Origin of the sequence: Streptomyces sp. NPDC127197 (genome assembly GCF_042672405.1) — a bacterium.
Taxonomy (GTDB): domain Bacteria; phylum Actinomycetota; class Actinomycetes; order Streptomycetales; family Streptomycetaceae; genus Streptomyces; species Streptomyces flavusporus.
This window is the reverse complement of record NZ_JBHXVG010000005.1, coordinates 231234-250268: the sequence shown is the minus strand read 5'-3', so window position 1 is coordinate 250268 and position 19035 is coordinate 231234. Positions and strand designations below refer to the sequence as shown.

General features: G+C 70.1%; 12 protein-coding genes. 4 read left to right on the top strand and 8 right to left on the bottom strand.

Going from position 1 to position 19035, the window contains the following annotated elements; all coding sequences use genetic code 11:
- The first annotated feature begins 120 nt into the window (after positions 1-120).
- The 4 genes from ACFVJQ_RS10610 (at position 121) to ACFVJQ_RS10595 (ending at position 6759) form a co-directional block, all read left to right on the top strand.
- Positions 121-1803: a thiamine pyrophosphate-binding protein gene (locus ACFVJQ_RS10610; RefSeq protein WP_385782581.1), complete on the top strand. Its 1683-nt coding sequence runs from the start codon at positions 121-123 to the stop codon at positions 1801-1803.
- 9 nt (positions 1804-1812) lie between these two features.
- Positions 1813-3045: a formyl-CoA transferase gene (gene frc / locus ACFVJQ_RS10605; RefSeq protein WP_385259289.1), complete on the top strand. Its 1233-nt coding sequence runs from the start codon at positions 1813-1815 to the stop codon at positions 3043-3045.
- A 4-nt stretch (positions 3046-3049) separates the two neighbouring features.
- Positions 3050-5248 carry an acetate--CoA ligase family protein gene (locus tag ACFVJQ_RS10600; RefSeq protein WP_385510086.1) on the top strand — a complete coding sequence of 733 codons (2199 nt, stop codon included), beginning with the start codon at positions 3050-3052 and terminating at the stop codon, positions 5246-5248.
- A 122-nt stretch (positions 5249-5370) separates the two neighbouring features.
- Positions 5371-6759 (top strand): OFA family MFS transporter, encoded by a 1389-nt coding sequence (locus tag ACFVJQ_RS10595; RefSeq protein ID WP_385782578.1) that lies wholly within the window; start codon positions 5371-5373, stop codon positions 6757-6759.
- Between the two features lie 126 nt (positions 6760-6885).
- On the opposite strand, the gene ACFVJQ_RS10590 is transcribed toward ACFVJQ_RS10595, so the two are convergent.
- From ACFVJQ_RS10590 to ACFVJQ_RS10555, 8 genes are all read right to left on the bottom strand, one after another.
- Positions 6886-7926: a sugar phosphate isomerase/epimerase gene (locus ACFVJQ_RS10590; RefSeq protein WP_224734030.1), complete on the bottom strand. Its 1041-nt coding sequence runs from the start codon at positions 7924-7926 to the stop codon at positions 6886-6888.
- A gap of 60 nt (positions 7927-7986) precedes the next feature.
- Positions 7987-9369, bottom strand: coding sequence for an alkaline phosphatase family protein (locus tag ACFVJQ_RS10585; RefSeq protein WP_385509889.1), 1383 nt, complete (start codon positions 9367-9369; stop codon positions 7987-7989).
- 2 nt (positions 9370-9371) lie between these two features.
- On the bottom strand, positions 9372-10529 hold the full coding sequence (gene eboE, locus ACFVJQ_RS10580; protein ID WP_385782574.1) for a metabolite traffic protein EboE: 1158 nt from the start codon (positions 10527-10529) through the stop codon (positions 9372-9374).
- Positions 10530-10532: 3 nt separating this feature from the next.
- Positions 10533-11381: a TatD family hydrolase gene (locus tag ACFVJQ_RS10575; protein WP_385782571.1), complete on the bottom strand. Its 849-nt coding sequence runs from the start codon at positions 11379-11381 to the stop codon at positions 10533-10535.
- Positions 11381-12160, bottom strand: a complete 780-nt coding sequence (locus ACFVJQ_RS10570; RefSeq protein WP_385782568.1) for an EboA domain-containing protein — start codon at positions 12158-12160, stop codon at positions 11381-11383. The genes ACFVJQ_RS10575 and ACFVJQ_RS10570 overlap by 1 nt, the downstream gene beginning before the upstream one ends.
- Positions 12161-12717: 557 nt before the next feature.
- Complete coding sequence (locus ACFVJQ_RS10565) at positions 12718-13692, bottom strand: SCO3242 family prenyltransferase (RefSeq protein WP_385509886.1); 975 nt, start codon at positions 13690-13692, stop codon at positions 12718-12720.
- Entirely contained in the window at positions 13689-15044 is a 1356-nt protein-coding gene (locus ACFVJQ_RS10560; RefSeq protein ID WP_385782565.1) for an inositol-3-phosphate synthase, read from the bottom strand. Before ACFVJQ_RS10560 ends, ACFVJQ_RS10565 begins: the two co-directional genes overlap by 4 nt.
- A gap of 86 nt (positions 15045-15130) precedes the next feature.
- Entirely contained in the window at positions 15131-18853 is a 3723-nt protein-coding gene (locus ACFVJQ_RS10555; protein WP_385782562.1) for a ThuA domain-containing protein, read from the bottom strand.
- Positions 18854-19035: the final 182 nt, after the last annotated feature.

The following is a 19035-nucleotide window of genomic DNA, read 5'->3' as shown; positions in this document are numbered from 1 at the left end:
GCACGCCCCCTGGACACCACCCACCGGATGCGGGATAACAAGCTTCATACAGTATTCGTCGACTGTATGCAATGTACCGCGAGAGCGTGCCAACCCCCTATGAAGGGACAGGACTTCGCCATGCCCGACGACACCCAGGACGTGATCTCCGGCGGTCACCTCGTCGCCAAGGCCCTCAAAGCCGAGGGGGTGGAGCGCATCTACACCCTGTGCGGCGGCCACATCATCGACATCTACGACGGCTGCGTCGACGAGGGCATCGAAGTCGTCGACGTCCGCCACGAGCAGGTCGCCGCACACGCCGCCGACGGTTACGCCCGCATCACCGGCAAGCCCGGCTGCGCGGTCGTCACCGCCGGCCCGGGGACGACCGACGCCGTCACCGGAGTCGCCAACGCCTTCCGCGCCGAGTCCCCGATGCTGCTGATCGGCGGTCAAGGAGCCCTCACCCAGCACAAGATGGGCTCCCTGCAGGACCTACCGCACGTCGACATGATGACGCCGATCACCAAGTTCGCGGCGGCCGTTCCGGACACGGCGCGCGCGGCGGACATGGTGTCGATGGCGTTCCGCGAGTGCTACCACGGCGCGCCCGGCCCCTCCTTCCTGGAGATCCCGCGCGACGTCCTCGATGCGAAGGTGCCGGTGTCCAAGGCACGCGTACCGAAGCCCGGCGCCTACCGCGCCTCCACCCGCTCGGCCGGCGATCCCGAGGCGATCGAGAAGCTTGCCGACCTGCTCGTGCACGCCGAGAAGCCCGCGATCCTGCTGGGCAGCCAGGTGTGGACGACCCGTGGCACCGAGGCGGCCATCGAACTGGTGCGCACGCTCAACGTCCCGGCGTACATGAACGGCGCCGGACGCGGCACCCTCCCGCCCGGCGACCCGCACCACTTCCAGCTCTCCCGCCGCTACGCCTTCTCCAATGCCGACGTCATCGTCATCGTCGGCACGCCCTTCGACTTCCGTATGGGCTACGGCAAGCGGCTGTCGCCGGACGCGACCGTCGTACAGATCGACCTCGACTACCGCACCGTCGGCAAGAACCGGGACATCGACCTGGGGATCGTCGGCGACGCGGGGCTGGTGCTGAAGTCGGTGACCGAGGCGGCCTCCGGACGCGTCAACGGGGGCGCGTCGAAGCGCAAGGAGTGGCTCGACGAGCTGCGCGCCGCCGAGCAGACCGCGCTGGAGAAGCGGCTGCCGCAGCTGCGCTCGGACGCCTCGCCGATCCATCCGTACCGCCTGGTCAGCGAGATCAACGACTTCCTCACCGAGGACTCGATCTACATCGGCGACGGCGGCGACATCGTCACCTTCTCCGGGCAGGTCGTGCAGCCCAAGTCGCCCGGGCACTGGATGGACCCGGGTCCGCTGGGCACGCTCGGCGTCGGCGTCCCGTTCGTGCTCGCGGCCAAGCAGGCGCGGCCCGACAAGGAGGTAGTCGCCCTCTTCGGCGACGGCGCCTTCTCCCTGACCGGCTGGGACTTCGAAACCCTCGTCCGCTACGACCTCCCGTTCGTCGGCATCGTCGGCAACAACTCCTCGATGAACCAGATCCGCTACGGCCAGGCCGCCAAGTACGGCAAGGAGCGCGAGCGGGTCGGCAACACCCTCGGCGACGTCCACTACGACAAGTTCGCGCAGATGCTGGGCGGTTACGGCGAGGAGGTCCGCGACCCCGCCGACATCGGCCCCGCGCTGCGGCGCGCCCGGGAGTCCGGGAAGCCGTCGCTGATCAACGTCTGGGTCGACCCGGACGCGTACGCCCCCGGAACCATGAACCAGACCATGTACAAGTGAGGTGATCCGGTGACCACCAAGGCTCTCGAAGGCATCCGCGTCCTGGACATGACCCACGTCCAGTCCGGGCCCTCCGCAACCCAGCTGCTCGCCTGGCTCGGCGCGGACGTCGTGAAGCTGGAGGCGCCGACCGGGGACATCACGCGCAAACAGCTGCGCGACCTCCCGGACGTCGACTCCCTCTACTTCACGATGCTCAACTGCAACAAGCGGAGCATCACCCTCAACACCAAGACCGAGCGCGGCAAGGAACTCCTCACCGAACTGATCCGGCGCTCCGACGTCATGGTCGAGAACTTCGGACCGGGCGCGGTCGACCGCATGGGCTTCACCTGGGACCGCATCCAGGAGATCAATCCACGGATCGTCTATGCCTCCATCAAGGGGTTCGGCGAAGGCCCGTACACCAACTTCAAGGCGTACGAGGTCGTCGCGCAGGCCATGGGCGGGTCGATGTCGACCACCGGTTTCGAGGACGGGCCGCCGCTGGCGACAGGGGCCCAGATCGGGGACTCGGGCACGGGCGTGCACGCCGTGGCGGGCATCCTCGCGGCGCTGTACCAGCGGGAGCGCACCGGGCGCGGGCAGCGGGTGAACGTGGCCATGCAGCACGCTGTGCTCAACCTCTGCCGGGTGAAGCTGCGCGATCAGCAGCGCCTGGCCCACGGCCCGCTCGCTGAATATCCCAACGAGGACTTCGGCGACGAGGTTCCCAGGTCCGGGAACGCGTCCGGCGGCGGCCAGCCCGGCTGGGCGGTCAAGTGCGCGCCGGGCGGTCCGAACGACTACGTGTACGTCATCGTGCAGCCCGTCGGCTGGCAGCCGATCAGCGAGCTGATCGGCCGGCCCGAACTGGCCGACGATCCGGAGTGGTCGACGCCGGAGGCCCGGCTGCCCAAGCTCAACAAGATGTTCCAGCTCATCGAGGAGTGGTCCTCGACCCTGCCCAAGTGGGAGGTGCTGGAGAAGCTCAACGCGCACAACATCCCGTGCGGGCCGATCCTGTCCACCAAGGAGATCATCGAGGACACCTCGCTGGTCGCGAACGAGATGGTCGTCCGCGTGCCGCACCCGGAACGCGGCGAGTTCGTGACCGTCGGCAGCCCGCTCAAGCTCTCCGACTCCCCCGTGGACGTGACCAGTTCACCCTTGCTCGGCGAGCACAACGAAGAGGTCTACGTCGGCGAGCTCGGCCTCGGCGACGAGGAGCTGCGCCTGCTCAAGTCGAACGGAGTGATCTGACGTGATGGCCGAAGACCGGGTGCTCAGGGTGCGCGCGCTCCTCGACGCCGTGCGCGCCGAGGGGCGCACGGCGCTGACCGCACCCGAGGGCAAGGTGATCGCCGACGCCTACGGGATCGCCGTACCGGGCGAGGAACTGGCGACCGACGTCGACGAGGCCGTGGCGTACGCGGCGCGGTTCGGCGGGCCGGTCGTGATGAAGATCGTCTCGCCGGACATCCTGCACAAGACCGACGCCGGCGGTGTGATCGTCGGCGTCGAGGGGGCCGGTGACGTACGGGCCGCGTTCCACAGAATCATCGACAACGCGCGCGCGTACAACGCGGACGCCCGCATAGCGGGCGTGCAGGTGCAGGAGCTGCTGCCGCAGGGACAGGAAGTCATCGTCGGCGCGGTGACGGACCCGACGTTCGGGAAGGTCGTGGCCTTCGGGCTCGGCGGAGTGCTGGTCGAGGTCCTCAAGGACGTCACGTTCCGGCTCGCGCCCGTGGACGCCGACGAGGCGCTCTCCATGCTGGACTCGATCCGGTCGGCGGAGATCCTGCGGGGGGTGCGCGGCGCGGCGGGCGTGGACCGGTGGGCGATCGCCGAGCAGATCCGCCGGGTCTCCCAACTCGTCACGGACTTCCCGGAGATCGCCGAGGTGGACCTCAACCCGGTGATCGCCACCCCCGAGGGAGCGGTCGCCGCGGACATCCGCGTGATCCTCTCCGAGACGCCCGCGAAGCAGCGCCGCCGCTACTCGCGCGACGAAATCCTCACCTCCATGCGCCGGTTGATGCAGCCGCGCTCGGTCGCCGTGATCGGCGCCTCCAACGAGCAGGGCAAGATCGGCAACTCGGTGATGCGCAACCTCGTCGACGGCGGCTTCCCGGGAGAGATCCACCCGGTGAACCCCAAGGCCGATGACATTCTGGGCCGCAAGGCGTACAAGAGTGTCACGGACGTTCCCGGTGAGGTGGATGTGGCCGTCTTCGCCATTCCCGCCAAGTTCGTGGCCGCGGCGCTGGAGGAGGTGGGGCGCAAGAAGATCCCCAACGCCGTGCTGATCCCGTCCGGGTTCGCGGAGACCGGCGAGCACGAACTCCAGGCCGAGATCGTCGAGATAGCGGAGCGGCACGGCATCCGGCTGCTCGGCCCGAACATCTACGGCTACTACTCGACCTGGCAGGACCTGTGCGCCACGTTCTGCACACCGTACGACGTCAAGGGCGGGGTGGCGCTCACCTCGCAGTCCGGCGGCATAGGGATGGCGATCCTGGGCTTCGCCCGGACCACGAAGACCGGCGTGTCGGCGATCGTCGGCCTGGGCAACAAGTCCGATCTGGACGAGGACGACCTGCTGACCTGGTTCGGCGAGGATCCGCACACCGAGTGCATCGCCATGCACCTGGAGGACCTCAAGGACGGCCGGGCGTTCGTGGAGGCCGCGCGGGAGACCGTCCCCAAGAAGCCGGTCGTGGTGCTGAAGGCGGGCCGTACAGCGGCGGGCGCGAAGGCCGCCGGCTCGCACACGGGGGCCCTCGCGGGCGACGACGCCGTGTACGACGACATCCTGCGGCAGGCCGGTGTCATCCGGGCACCCGGGCTGAACGACATGCTGGAGTACGCGCGCGCGTTGCCGGTGCTTCCTACTCCTCAGGGTGACAACGTCGTGATCATCACCGGGGCGGGCGGCAGCGGTGTACTGCTGTCCGACGCGGTGACCGACAACGGCTTGACCCTGATGGAGATCCCGCCGGACCTGGACGCGTCGTTCCGGAAGTTCATCCCGCCCTTCGGGGCCGCGGGCAACCCGGTGGACATCACCGGGGGCGAGCCGCCGTCGACGTACGAGGCGACGATCCGGCTGGGTCTGGAGGACCCGCGCATCCATGCGCTGGTCCTCGGCTACTGGCACACCATCGTCACCCCTCCGATGGTCTTCGCCGAGCTCACCGCGCGCGTGGTGGCCGATTTCCGGGAGCGCGGGATCGAGAAGCCGGTGGTGGCGTCGCTCGCCGGCGACGTCGAGGTCGAGGAGGCCTGCCAGTACCTCTACGAGCGGGGTGTCGTGGCGTACCCGTACACGACCGAGAAGCCGGTGGCCGTACTCGGCGCGAAGTACCGCTGGGCCCGGGCATCAGGGAGGCTCGGGGCCGAAGGCCCCTCCGCTGAGGGTGGCGGCGGGCGACGGGCGGGACTGTTGGGGGGCGGCTCATGAGGTGAGTGAACAGGGAGCCGGCCGACGGTGCGCGTCGGCCGGCCCCGGGACCCGTGCGCGCACGAAAGGCATTGGACAGGGGGCGCTGGCCAGAACTTTCGACGCAAGGGGTGCAACACGACATGACAACCACCGATTTTCCGGCATCGGTTGCCTACCGAGAGGTGACGGACGCCAACGGGCGCGTCTACCGCGTCGGTGAGACCGACATCGACATCATGGGCCGCAAACGCAAGTGGATGGTCATCCTGCCGTGGGTCGGCATGATGGGCATCAGCTCGGCCGAGTACGCCTTCGCGTCCGCCGAGGACACTCTGCACACGGCGCACAGCTGGAGCAGCGGGCACATCTTCTGGATGCTGGGCGTCTGGGTCTTCTTCCAGGCCGCGGTGGCCTTCCCGGCGGGGAAGCTGCGCGAGAGCGGCAAACTTCCGGCCCGCTGGGCGATGATGCTGGGTGCCGTCGGCACGCTGCTCGGCTATCTTTCGCTCGCGTTCGCGCCGCATGTGATCGTCGCGTACATCGGCTTCGGCATGTTCAGCGGCATGGGTGCCGGCATGGTCTACGCGACCTGCGTGAACATGGTCGCCAAGTGGTATCCGGAGCGCAAGGGCGGCAAGACGGGCTTCGTCAACGGCGGTTTCGCCTACGGCTCGGTGCCGTTCGTCTTTCTCTTCACCGGCTACATGGACCTCACCAACTTCCGCTGGGTGCTGGTCTCGGTCGGTGTCTTCCTCGCCGCGGTCGTGGCGGTGGCGGGCTACTTCTTCAAGGACCCGCCGAAGAACTGGTGGCCGGCCGACGTCGACCCGCTGAAGAAGCCCGACGACGCCCGCGCCCGGCGCGCGCTGGAGAAGAACCCTCCGGCCGTGCACCAGTACACCCCCATGGAGGCATGGCGGACGGGCCGCGTGGCGCTCATGTGGTTCTGTCTGCTGTGCACCTCGGGTGTGAACATCTTCGGTATCGCCTTCCAGGTGCCCTTCGGTGACGAGGCGGGCTTCGCGGGCGGCATCGTGGCGACCGCGATGTCGCTGAAGGCGATCGTGAACGGCACCGGCCGCGGTGTCATCGGCTGGCTCTCCGACCGCTACGGCCGCAAGCAGTGCCTGATCTTCGTCTGCATCGTCCTCGGACTGTCGCAGTACGGCATCCTGTTCTCCGGCAGCATCGGCAACCTGCCGCTGTTCCTGCTGTTCTCGTCCATCTCCGGTTTCGGCGGCGGCGCCATCTTCCCGATGTTCGCGGCGATGACCGCCGACTACTTCGGCGAGAACAACAATGCCTCCAACTACGGCCTGGTGTACTCGTCGAAGCTGGTCTCCGGCCTGCTCGGCTCCGGCATGGGCGCCGTGGTGGTGGCTGCCTGGGACTACGCCGGCGCGTTCGTCCTGGCCGGCTCGATCTCCCTGTTCGCGGGCTTCGTGGCGCTGTTCCTGCACCCGCCGGGACGGCCCAGGGCCAAAGGCATCGCTCCCAACCCGCACCCGCTCGGCGAGGAGATGGCCTGACATGGCGGCGACCCCCGTCGCCGGGCACGACCCACCGTCACACCCCGACGCCGCGCACCGTCCCCCACCATGACCTGAAGGCCCTCCCCGCGAGCGGGGAGGGCCTCCTCGTGTCCGTACCGCCCGTCAGCACTTCTCCCGCAGCGAGTGCAGGTGCTCGCTGGAGCGCCGGGCGAACGTGAACGACTCGGTCGGGTTGTCGTGCTCGGCCTGCCAGTGGTGGGCGAAGCGCTGTCCGCGCAGCCGGGTGACGGCGGAGATGAACCGCTGGTAGTCGATGTCTCCGTCGCCCACGTCGGTCATGCGGTAGCCGTACTGGTTCGAGGGGTCGTTCACGCCGTCCTTGACGTGGAAGAGCGGGTAGCGGTCGGGCTGCTTCAGCACGTAGTCGAGGGGTTCGAAGGGCGCGGGGGTGCCGTCGGGCCGCTTCGAGAAGCGGAACTGGCCGGAGTACGCCCAGAAGATGTCCATCTCCAGGTAGACGAGGTCGGGGTCGGTCTCGGCGAGCAGCACGTCGTAGAGGCGGACGTTCGGCTGGTCCGAAGCGAAGGAGAACTCCTCGGAGTGGTTGTGCTGGTAGAACTTCATGCCGCGGGCCCGCGCCGCCGCGCCGTAGGTGTTGAAGTCCTCGGCAGCCCGCTTCCATGCGTCGACGGTCGAGCCGTAGCGGAAGGGGCCGGAGGCCGTGCCGATGTGCTTCAGGCCGAGTGCCTCTGCGTCGTCGAGGACCTTGGTGAGGTTCTGCGCGAAGGTGTACGCGTTCGGGTCGTTGGAGTAGTAGCCGACGTGGCTGCCGATCGGGTTCAGGCCGTGGTTCCTGGCCAGCCGCTTGAGCTGGGCGAGCGTGATCGGGCCCGCCGAGCCCTGCGTGTATCCGGCGAACTCGACCTCGTCGTAGCCGTACCGCTCCAGCTCGGCGAAGACGGCGGCGAAGCCCAGGGTGGAGACCTTGTCACGGAGGCTGTAGAGCTGAATGCCGAGGCGGCCGGGGGGCAGGACGGGGCGACCGCGGCCCCGGGTGCCGCTCGCGGACTCGGTGGCGGCCGCTGCAGGGGACGCTGCGGCGCCCAGCAGGGCGGCGGCGGTGGCGCCTGCGGCCACGCCGAGCATGCCTCGTCTGGTGAGGCGGTGGGTGAGTTCGGGATCGGGCTGGGAGATGCGGCTCATGCCTGGAACTCCTCGATGTCGGAAGGCGTTGTCAGTGGTGAGTGCTTCACTTGTGACCAGTCAGCACAGACCGGCCAGTTGGAGCAGTAGTGACTTCACGTCGGTGGCCGCGACGCGGTCGCCGACAGCGCGGGGGGTGGAGCAGATGAGGAGCGGACCGTCGTCGTCGCTCGTGGGAAGGCGGCCGTGGCTGCCGCGAATAGGTGAGGGATCCAGCGGCACGACCGCCATGCGGTAGCGCATGCCGAGCTTCTTGCGGGCCAGTGCGGTGGCCGCCTTGACCTTGACGTAGGGGTCGAGGGGATCCATGAAGAGTTCGACCGGGTCGTAGCCCGGTTTGCGGTGGATCTCGACGAGTCGCGCGAAGTCGGGCGCGCGGGCGTCGTCGAGCCAGTAGTAGTACGTGAACCAGGCATCCGGCTCCGCGACAGCCACGAGCTCGCCGGAGCGGGGATGGTCGAGCTGGTGGGCCTTCTTGCCCTCGTCGTCGAGGAGTTGCTCGATACCGGGCAGTCCGTCCAGCGCGGCCCGGGTCGCGTCCAGGTCCTCGGGGCGGCGTACGTAGACGTGGGCGATCTGGTGGTCGGCGACGGCGAAGGCACGGGACGCCATCGGGTCCAGGTACTCCATGCCGTCCTGCGTGTGCACCTCGAGCAGGCCCGCGCGGCGCAGGGCGCGGTTGATGTCGACGGGCCTGTTCACGCGGGTGATGCCGTACTCGGACAGGACGACGACGGTACGGCCCTCGGTGCGGGCGTCGTCCAGGAGCGGGGCGACAGCTCTGTCCAGGTCGGCGGCGGCCTTCAGGGATCGCGGGTCGTCGGGGCCGAAGCGCTGCAGGTCGTAGTCGAGGTGGGGGAGGTAGCAGAGCGTCAGGTCGGGGTGCCGGGTGCGCAGGATGTGGCGGGTCGCGTCGATGATCCAGCGGCTGGAGACCAGGTCCGCACCGGGCCCCCAGAAGTGGAAGAGCGGGAAGGTGCCGAATTTCTCGGTGAGTTCGTCGTGGAGGGCCGCGGGCCGGGTGTAGCAGTCGGGTTCCTTGCGGCCGTCGGCGTAGTAGATCGGACGGGGGGTGACGGTGATGTCGGTGTCTGCGCCCATGGCGTACCACCAGCAGATATTGGCGACCGTGTAGCCGGGGTGTGCGCGGCGGGCGGCGTCCCAGATCTTGTCTCCGGCGACCAGGCCGTTGTGCTGGCGCCACAGCAGGACGTCGCCGAGTTCGCGGAAGTACCAGCCGTTGCCGACGATGCCGTGCTCCGACGGCATCGTGCCGGTCAGGAACGTGGACTGGGCGGCGCAGGTGACGGCGGGCAGGACGGTGCCGAGCGAGGCGCGGGAGCCGGACCGGCCGAGGGCCTTGAGGTGCGGCATGTGGTCGAGGAGACGGGGGGTGAGGCCGACGACATCGAGGACGAGGAGTGGGGTGGGGTCAGGGCTCATGCTCAGGGGAGCTCCTTCAGTCCGAGGTCCGTCAACAGATCGCGGGCCAGGGTGAGTTCGGCGGCGATGCCGTCGGCCAGCTGGGCACGGGCCCGGGGCCGCTGCTCCGGCGGGAGGGCCTGCCAGGTGTAGGTCTCGACCTCGAGATGGTGGGTGAGCGGGTGCGGACCGCCGACGAGCCCGGCCAGTGCCGTCTTCAGGACGTCGAGTGTGGAGGTGAGCGGCGCGGCGGGCGCCGCGTGCAGCGGGACGTGGAAGTGGGCGCGCCAGGGGGCGCCGTCGGGGAGGGCTTCGCCCTTCAGGGCCTCGCCGAGATCGTCCGTGCCGCGCAGGCCCGCGGCGGTGGCAGTACGGGTCTGGTGCAGGAAACGGGGTTCGTCGAACGCGGCGAGGGCCTCGCGTACTTCGGGGAGATGGGGGTGTTCGGCGTGCAGGGCGGCAGAGAGCTGGGTTTTGACGATGGGGACGCCGGCTCGGGTGAGGGCGTCCAGGGCGGTGTCGGGGTCTTCGAAGGAGGTGGCGAGGTGGCAGGTGTCGACGCAGATGCCGATACGGTCGTGGGCGATGGCGGTCAGCGGGGCTATGGCGTCGCTGGTGGTCTCTATGAGGCATCCGGGTTCCGGTTCCAGACCGACGCGGATGGACCGTCCGGTCAGTTCCCGCAGTGCGTCGAGGCGTTCACCGAGGGTCCGCAGGGCGGCGTGGGCCGACTCGGCCCGCCGGGTGCGCCAGGCGAGCGGGAGGGTGGAGATGCTGCCCTCGGTGACGTCGTCGGGGAGCAGGCCGGCGAGCAGCCGGGCCAGGGCCGTGGTGTGGTCGAGGCGCTCGGGGTCGGTCCAGTCCGGCTTGTACACGCGGTACTTGACCTCTTCGGCGCCGAAGCCCTCATAGGGGAAGCCGTTAAGGGTGACGACTTCCAGGCCGCGCCGGTCCAGGTCGGTGCGCAGGCCGCGCAGCGCGGACGGGTCGGTGACCAGGGCGTGGGCGGCGTCCCTGGCGAGCCACAGGCCGATGCCGAGGCGGTCGCGGCCGAGGCGGCGGCGGACGGGTTCGCAGTGGTCGCGGAGCTGGGCGAGGACGCCGTCGAGGGTTTCGGCGGGGTGGACGTTGGTGCAGTAGGCGAGGTGGACCGTGGAGCCGTCGGGGTGGCGGAAGCGCATCGCTCACTCCCCTCCGCGCAGGATGGAGTTGCCCTCGTGGGTGACATCGGTCGCGGCCACGTCCAGATGCAGACGGCCGCTGAGTCCGTAGAAGGCGACGGGGTTACGCCACAGCACCTGGTCGACGTCGTCCTCCGTGAAACCCTCGGCCAGCATCAGATCGCCGACCTTGCGGGTCTTCAGGGGGTCGCTGCGGCCCCAGTCGGCGGCCGAGTTCACCAGGACCTGCTCGGGGCCGTAGGCACGGAGGATGGTGACCATCCGCTCCTCGTCCATCTTGGTGTCCGGATAGACGGAGAAGCCCAGCCAGCAGCCGCTGTCCCTGGCCTCCTTGACGGTGGTCTCGTTGAGGTGGTCGAGCAGGACCCGGTCCGGGGACAGAGCCGACTCCCGGACGACGTCGAGGGTGCGGCGCAGCCCGGCGAGCTTGTCGCGATGCGGGGTGTGCACGAGCGCGGGCAGCTCGTGGTCGGCGGCGAGCTGGAGCTGGGCGGCGAGCGCGGTGTCCTCGGCGGGGGTCATCGAGTCGTAGCCGATCTCGCCGACGGCCACGACCTGGTCCTTGACGAGATACCGGGGCAGTTCGTCGAGGACGGGGACGCAGCGCGGGTCGTTCGCCTCCTTGGGGTTCAGGGCGAGAGTGCAGTGGTGGGCGATGCCGTACTGGGCGGCGCGGAAGGGTTCCCAGCCCAGGAGGGAGTCGAAGTAGTCGAGGAAGGTGGCGGGCGAGGTGCGGGGCTGGCCGAGCCAGAAGGAAGGCTCGACGAGCGCGCGGACGCCCGCGGCGTGCATGGCCTGGTAGTCGTCGGTGGTCCTGGACGTCATGTGGATGTGGGGATCGAAGATGCGCATCAGGACTCCTTGCCGTGGGGGGTGTCCGAGCCGTGCGCCGGCGGCGCGGACTCGGTCAGGGCCAGGACGCGGTGCAGGTCCTCCGGTACGGGACGGCCCGCTGCGGTGCGTTCGGCGGCGTAGTCGCCGAGCATGCGGGCGAGTTCGGCGTCGGCTCGGGCGCGGCGTTCCAGGTCGGCCACCTCGTCGATGGGCACGCCGGTGAAGAGGCACTTCAGCACGGCCTGACGCCAGTTGTGCGGGTCGAGGTGCCGGGCGGCGTAGGGGCCGACGGCGGCGGCGAGGAGGCGGGTGTCATTGGTCCGCAGGGCGTCTTCGATCAGCGGGAGGGCGTCCGGGCCGGGCACGAGGTGGGGCAGTGCGTGCAGGACGGCGCGGCGTTCCGCGGCGGTGCCCTGTCGGTAGACGCGGGTGAGTGCGGCCGGGTCGGCTCGGGCGGCGTGCAGGATCAGGACGCGGGCAGCGTCGGCGTGCTCGTCACCGCAGCGGCGGCCGGCCTCGGCAAGGCGCAGCTCCCAGACGGAGATCGGGCCGTGCATGCCGGGGTGTGCGGCGGCCTCGGTGAGGGCTCGCTCGAGCCAGGCACGGGCGGATGCGGAGAGGTGGGTGCTGAGCTGGGTGTGGAGGGTTTCGGGAGGGGTGCGGGCGGGGGTGGTGCGCGTGAAGGCTGTCGTGCCGACGGCGGCGGGGCCGGCGGCAGGGGCATCAGGGCCGGTGGCAGGGGTCGTGTCCTTGGTTCTCGCCGCCGGGGTGGCCGGGGTGGCGTGGTGGCGTGTCATGGGGTGCTCCCTTGTGGGGTGGCGGAGGGCTCGCCGGGTGGTGCGACGGGCGCAGTGGGGGGTGGGACTGGCCCGTTGGGTGGCGTGGTGTTCAGCGGCGTGGCGTCGGGGTGTGCGGTGGAGGACGACATGGCCTGCGGGGCAACCGTGCCGGGTCGGGTCGGCGCGGACGCAGTCGGCCGGAGAAAGGGGTTGGGCAACTGCTCGCTGAGGAGTGTGTACAACATCGGTTTAGCTCGATCGTGTGATGGTCCGCTCGCGGGCTTGCGGTGGCCTGGGGCCGACTGGAGTAGCGTGATCAGCGCGATCTGGGACACCGGGTACGGCGCCAGCGTGCGGGGCCCCCGCTCCACCGGAGTGATGGTTCGGGGCCTCCCAGTCGCCTCTGGCCGTGCCCACCTGGCCAGGTCGTACAGGGAACTGGCCTCCCGGGATCGGACCACGCACAGGATGCGTGTCGCCGCCCCGGGGCTGAGTACGCCGGGGACCAGTGCGCCCAAGACCGTTCGGGGCGTGCGGCTGAGCGGACTCACTTCTGCTCAGTCCAAAGGAACGGTTCATGTGATGCTCACCTTCCTCGCGTACTTCCGTCCGATCGGGGCGAGCGCGGCAATGGCCACGGCGGTGAGGCCGGCTCCGGCGCGGGCGGCCAGGGCGGCCTGGAGAGGGATGGTCGCGCGGATGCCGCCGCCGACGGCTCGCTGGGTGAGCGGGGGTGAGGGGTTGAGCACGGCGTGGGTGTAGGGGCGGCCGGCGGTGGCGGCATAGGGGGTGGCCAGGGCGGTGCGCAGAGCACCGTCGAGCGTGAGGCTGGCCCGGTCGTGCGCCGGCGTCCGGCGGCCGATGCTGGTGGCGGTGCCGGTCCTGGTGCCGGTGCCGATCCTGATGCCGGTGCCGGTCGCCGTGGCGTCCTTCGTGCCGCGCGTGCCGCTTGCCACGAGCCGGGTGAGGACGGCCGTCGCGGTGAGGGCGGCCAGCGGTGCCAGTGCCGAGCCGCCCTGGGTCTCCCGGCGGGAGACCGCCGTCACCGCGAGCGTGTGGGTGCCGAGGAGGGCGGCGGAGGGCAGTGCCTCCCGCGGACAGCCGGTGGTGGCGGCAGCGCCGAGGAGATGGTCGAGGCCGCGGGCGGCGGCCATGGCCACGGGGCCGGCGGGGGTGTGCTTCAGGGCGAGGTCGTACGCCCAGACGGTGGCCGCGAGGGGGGTGGCCACGGCCAGGGCCGGGCGGCCGGCCCGGGCGGCGAGGGCGAGCCCGGCCGCGGTGAGGGCGCAGGCCGCCGTGAAGGCGGAAGATGGCCGGATCCGGCCGGAGGGCAGGGGCCGCTCGGGGCGCTCGGCGGCGTCCTCCTCCCGGTCCGCCCAGTCGTTGAGAGCCATACCGGCCTCGTAGAGACACACGGAGGAACCGATGGCGAGGACGGTCCGCGGGTTGGGGCGGGCACCCGTGGCGACGGCACCGCTCAGGGCGTCGCCGGGGACGGTGAACAGCGCGGGAAGCCGCAGGAGTTCAGCCCAGGCGCGGCTACGGCTCATGGCCGCTCCCCCTCGGCGGCCTCGCCCTGAGCTTGCGCTTCCGGCCTCTCGGGTCCGGCTTCCGTCGCCGCACCGGCAGCATCGTCAGCACCGCCACCGGCACCCGCACCGCGACCAGCAGCCGCACTGCCACCGCTGTCGCCACCGGCACCCGCACCGCAACCGACAGCCGCGCCCCCACCACTATCGCCACCAGCAGCCGCACCGGCAGCCGCGTCCGATCCCACACCCGCACCCCGGAGCCGTTCCGCCAGCCGACCCAGCGCCGCGTACTGCTCGGCCAGGCCCGCCGGTCCGTCCCCCACCGGGTCCTTGAAGTAGAAGCCCAGGTCGCCGAGCGGGCCGGTCAGGCCAGCCTCGTGGGACCGGGCGGTCAGGCGGGCCAGGTCCAGGACGAGGGGGGCCGCGAGGGCGGAATCGCAGCCCTGCCAGATGGTCTGGAGGATCATGCGGGTGCCGAGGAAACCGTCGAAGGCGATGTGGTCCCAGGCGGTCTTCCAGTCGCCGAGCGCGGGGACGTCGTCGATGTGGACCTCGCCCTCGGGAACGGTGCCGAGGGTGTCGGCGAGGACGCGTACCTTGCCGGCGTTCTTCGCCGCTGCGGCGGACGGGTCGGCGAGGGCCGCGCCGTCGCCGCCGCCGAGCAGGTTGGTGCCGGACCAGGCCCGTACGTTCAGCGCCCGCTGCGCGAACATCGGACCCAGCACGGCCCGCAGCAGCGTCTGTCCGGTCTTGCCGTCCCGGCCGGCGTACGGCAGGCCGCTCCGCTCGGCCTCACGGGCGGCGACGGGGTGGTGCATGCCCTCGGACGGGGTGAAGTTGACGTAGGGGCAGCCCGCGCGCAGGGCCGCCAGCGCGTACAGGGTGCTGGCCGGCAGCGGGGCGTCGGGCCCCTGGGACGCGGGTTCGGTGGAGGCGACGTTCACCACCACGGCCCGCTCCAGTTCATGGCGGTGCACGAAGTCGCGTATGTCGTCGGCGAAGGCCATGATCAGTTCGGCCTCGCTCCTGGTGTCCCCCGGGGTGGGGCCGCCGGGCCTGATCTCCCGGTCGGCGGCGGCGAGTTCGGCGGCGACGGCGGTGGCGACGCCCGGCGGGAGGACGCCGCCGGCGGTCAGGGTCTCGGCGCGTTTGGGCAGGGGGCAGTCGACGGTGTCATGGCCGCCGAAGACGAGGTCGGACAGCGCGGGCAGGCCGCTGTCGATGAACGCCGAGGTCTCGGTCACCATGCCGGTGGGCGGGTGCAGTCCCGCGGTGACGGCGGCGCACCCCGTGACGACGGTGGTGGCGACGGAGCCTCGGGCTCCGATCAGCCACACCCCCACACGCGGTCGGGAGAGGGACGCGGACATGGGCAGCCTCCTGGTCGTGCGCGAAACCCGGGGGGGGAGGGACGGAGACGGGGGGGGGGGGTCCGGCGTCCCCCGCCCGCCGCCGTTCAGTCGCCCGTGACGGGCAGTTCCTTCAACTGGATGTTGCGGAAGGAGACCTGGTCGTCGGCACCGTGGTTCTGGAGGCCGATGTGACCGTCGGTCAGGCTCCGCTGGGGGTCCTTGTTGGTGAAGTCGTTGATCTTGACTCCGTTGAGGAACACCTGGAGGCGTTCGCCCTGGACCTTGATCTCGTAGGAGTTCCACTGGCCGGGCGGCCGCAGGACCTGGTCACGGGCCTTGATGTTCGCCGACTTGAACGAGTAGACGGAGCCCGTGGTGCGGTCCGGCGCATCCGTGGCGTCGATCTGGATCTCGTAGCCCTTGTTCACCGCGGACCAGGGGTCGTCGGAGGCCGGGAAGCCCACGAAGATCCCGGAGTTGTCGTCGCCCTGCATCTTCCAGTCGAGCTTCAGGGAGTACGACTTCAGCTCCTTGGCCTGGTACCAGAGCAGGCCCATGCCGCCCTCGGACTCCAGGGTGCCGTCCTTGACGTTGAACTTGCCGGGGCCGGCCTGCTTCCAGCCGTCCAGGGTCTGGCCGTTGAAGATCTTCCGGTAGTCCTTGCTCGGCTGGCAGTCCGCCTTCACCTGACCGGTGGCGTACTGCAGGCCGCCGAGCAGGTGGGCGCGGAAGGCTTCTTCGGCGTAGGACTCCTTGGTGTGGCCACCGCCGGTGTAGAAGGAGCGGCCACCGCCGTAGCTCTGGCACCAGGCGATCGGGTGGTCGCCCTTCATGGTGCCGCCCTGGTAGGTCGTCTCGTCCAGGGTGGCGAGGACCTTGGCCTGCTCACGCGGGTTGGTGCGGTAGTTGTACCACTCGTCGGTGCGCTCCCAGGCGTCGCCCAGGTGCGCGGTGGACGGGTGGTCGTGGTCCTCGACGCGCACGGTGGCCTTCTGGATGGCCGGGTGCGAGGCGAAGTAGGCGCCGACGAGGCCGCCGTAGAACTCCCAGTCGTACTCGGTGTCGGCGGCGGCGTGGATGCCCATGTAGCCGCCGCCGTTCTTGACGTAGTTCTCGAACGCCTTCTGCTGGTCGGCGTTGAGCACGTCACCGGTGGTGGACAGGAAGGCCACGGCGTCGTACTTGGCGAGGTTGGCCGTGGTGAACTGTCCGGCCTCCTCGGTCGCGTCGACCGTGATGCCGGCCGGGGCGCCGAGCTCCTTCAGGGCGGTGATGCCGGCCGGGATGGAGTCGTGGCGGAAGCCGGCGGTCTTGGAGAAGACCAGGACCTTCTTGCCGTCCTTGAACGGCTCCTTGGAGAACTCGAAGTCGTCCACGTCGTACAGCGCGCCCTCGCCGCCCTTGAAGACCAGGTAGATCTCCGTGGTGCGCTTGGGCAGCGACCGCAGCGGCACGTCGACGTTCTGGAAGGTCTCCCAGCTGCCGGTCGGCGGGATGTAGGCCGAGCCGTGCAGCGGCCCGTCGGGCGAGCCGGTGCGCAGCTCGATGAAGCCGCCCGCGCCGCCGGAGGAGGCCCGCACGGTCATCTTCTTCTGCCCGTCGAACCGGTAGGGAGTGAAGGAGATCCAGTCGCCGTCGTGGATGTCGCCGACGGTCTTGCCACCGTTGGCGCCGGTCTTGTCGATGACCGCGATGCCCTGCTGCTTGGTGAAGTGCTCGCCCTGTCGGTGCAGCGGCTGGAGCACGGTGCGGGCGGTGCCCGTCAGGGCCTCCTGGCCGTTGGCGCCGCCGTCGGTGTAGCTGGCGCCGACGACGCCGTAGATGTTGGCGTTGGGGTCGTGACCGCCGTCTCCGGCGGGCGGCTTCAAGGTGCCCTCGCAGCCCATCTCGCTGGTCAGCTCGTGGGCGTGGGAGTCGTGGCCGAGGCTGTAGACGACCTTGACCTTGGAGCAGTCGATGGTCTCCTCGGGGTCGGTGACGGTCACCTTGAACGGGACGGGCTTGCCGAACTCGGCCAGGCTGCCGTTGCCCGGGACGTCGATCTTCACCTTGGGCTCGGTGTTGCCGACCACGATCCGGGCGCTGGCGTTACCGGTGTTGCCCTCGGGGTCCTTGGCGGTGAAGGTCGCGGTGTAGGTGCCGACCTTCTTGTACTGGTGGGTGGGAGTGAGACCCTCGCCCTTCGTGCCGTCACCGAAGTCCCAGCTGTAGGTGAGATCCGGGGAGTCGGCATCCTTGGCGGAGGCGGTGAACTTGACCTTCAGGCCGGCCGCGCCGGACGTCTTGTCGGCGCTCACCTCGGCGATCGGGGAGAAGCCGTCCTCGGCGTTCTCGATCCGGTAGAGCGCGGAGTGCTCGTCGCCCTGGAACCAGGAGACGCCGTAGTCGAGGACGTAGAGCGCGCCGTCGGGGCCGAACTCCATGTCCATGATCTGGGTGCCGGTCCACGGGAAGTCGTTGATCTTCGCGACCGAACCGTCCTCGTTCTGCTCGATCCGCTTGATCCAGCGGCGGCCGAACTCACCCGCGAAGAAGTCGCCGTCGTACGACTCGGGGAACTTCACCTTGGAGTCGAGGTCGGGGTCGTAGCGGTAGACGGGCCCGGCCATCGGGGACTCCGAGCCGCTGCCGAACTCGGGCACGGAACCGCCGTCGTAGGGGATCCAGGCGGCCTGCGCGGGCGGTAGGTCGACCAGGCCCGTGTTGTACGGCGAGGTGTTCTTCGGGGCGGCGCAGTCGAACTTCTCACCGGAGGTGCCGGTGGCGAAGTCGTAGTCGACGTAGGCGTCGTTGTTCCCGGTGCAGAACGGCCAGCCGAAGTTGGCGGCCTTGGTGACCTTGGCGAACTCGACCTGGCCTGCCGGGCCCCGGTTGGGATCGGCGGCGCCCGCGTCGGGGCCGTAGTCGCCGACGTAGACGATGCCGGTCTTGTCGTCGACGCTCATCCGGAAGGGGTTTCGGAAGCCCATCGCGTAGATCTCGGGGCGGGTCTTCTCGGTGCCCGGGGCGAAGAGGTTGCCCTCCGGAATGGTGTACGAGCCGTCCTCGGCGACCTTGATCCGGAGGATCTTGCCGCGCAGGTCGTTGGTGTTGGCGGAGCTGCGGCGGGCGTCGAAGGCGGGGTTGCGGCCCTCGCGGTCGTCGATCGGCGTGTAGCCGTCGGAGGCGAAGGGGTTGGTGTCGTCGCCGGTCGACAGGTAGAGGTTGCCGTCCGCGTCGAAGTCGATGTCGCCGCCGACGTGGCAGCAGGTGCCGCGGGAGGCCGCGACGTCCAGGACCTTCTTCTCGCTGGCCATGTTCAGCGTGCCGTTGGCGTTCAGGACGAAGCGGGAGAGGCGGTTGACGCCGTCGAACTTCGCGAACTCCTCGGCGGTGCCGGTCTCCGGGGCGTCGCCCGCGGGGGTGTCGAGCGGCGGGGCGTAGTAGAGGTAGATCGCCCGGTTGTTCTTGAAGTCCGGGTCGATGCCGACGCCCTGAAGGCCCTCCTCGTCGTGGCTGTAGACGGGGATCTTGCCGGCGACCTTGGTGACGCCGCCCTGGTCGGTGAGGCGCAGCGTGCCGTCGCGCGAGGTGTGCAGGACACTGCGGTCCGGGAGCACGGCGAGCGACATCGGCTCGCCCGTCTCGGGTTCGCCCTTGGCGAGCGGCACCTGCTGGAACTGCCCCTCGGCGGCGGCCGGTTCGTCGTGTTCCGGGTGGCCGGGGTGGGCGCCGGCGACGGTCGCCGGGGTGCCCACGGCCAGGAGCAGGCCGGTGAACAGGGCGAGGCTTGTGCGAAGTCTGGGACGCCTCGCAGTGCGGGTGCTTCTGAGTCTGGTTCTGTGCACGAAGTCCCTCCGGGAACGGGGTGGGCCGTACGGGGTGGGTCGAAGACGTGCGGTGCGGGCGCCGGGGTGCGCCGTCACCCCGGAGGTGTGTGTGTCCTGAACACTTCAGGGACGGTAACCGCGTCCGTCCGGGGCGAACACCCCTTGCGTCAGGGTTGGTTCGAACTTTCTCCCATCGCAGG

Coding starts and splice junctions, on each gene's coding strand:
- ACFVJQ_RS10610 (WP_385782581.1), top strand. CDS start 121: ATGCCCGACGACACCCAGGACGTGATCTCCGGCGGTCACCTCGTCGCC.
- ACFVJQ_RS10600 (WP_385510086.1), top strand. CDS start 3,050: ATGGCCGAAGACCGGGTGCTCAGGGTGCGCGCGCTCCTCGACGCCGTG.
- ACFVJQ_RS10595 (WP_385782578.1), top strand. CDS start 5,371: ATGACAACCACCGATTTTCCGGCATCGGTTGCCTACCGAGAGGTGACG.
- ACFVJQ_RS10590 (WP_224734030.1), bottom strand. CDS start 7,926: ATGAGCCGCATCTCCCAGCCCGATCCCGAACTCACCCACCGCCTCACC.
- ACFVJQ_RS10585 (WP_385509889.1), bottom strand. CDS start 9,369: ATGAGCCCTGACCCCACCCCACTCCTCGTCCTCGATGTCGTCGGCCTC.
- eboE (WP_385782574.1), bottom strand. CDS start 10,529: ATGCGCTTCCGCCACCCCGACGGCTCCACGGTCCACCTCGCCTACTGC.
- ACFVJQ_RS10575 (WP_385782571.1), bottom strand. CDS start 11,381: ATGCGCATCTTCGATCCCCACATCCACATGACGTCCAGGACCACCGAC.
- ACFVJQ_RS10570 (WP_385782568.1), bottom strand. CDS start 12,160: ATGACACGCCACCACGCCACCCCGGCCACCCCGGCGGCGAGAACCAAG.
- ACFVJQ_RS10565 (WP_385509886.1), bottom strand. CDS start 13,692: ATGAGCCGTAGCCGCGCCTGGGCTGAACTCCTGCGGCTTCCCGCGCTG.
- ACFVJQ_RS10560 (WP_385782565.1), bottom strand. CDS start 15,044: ATGTCCGCGTCCCTCTCCCGACCGCGTGTGGGGGTGTGGCTGATCGGA.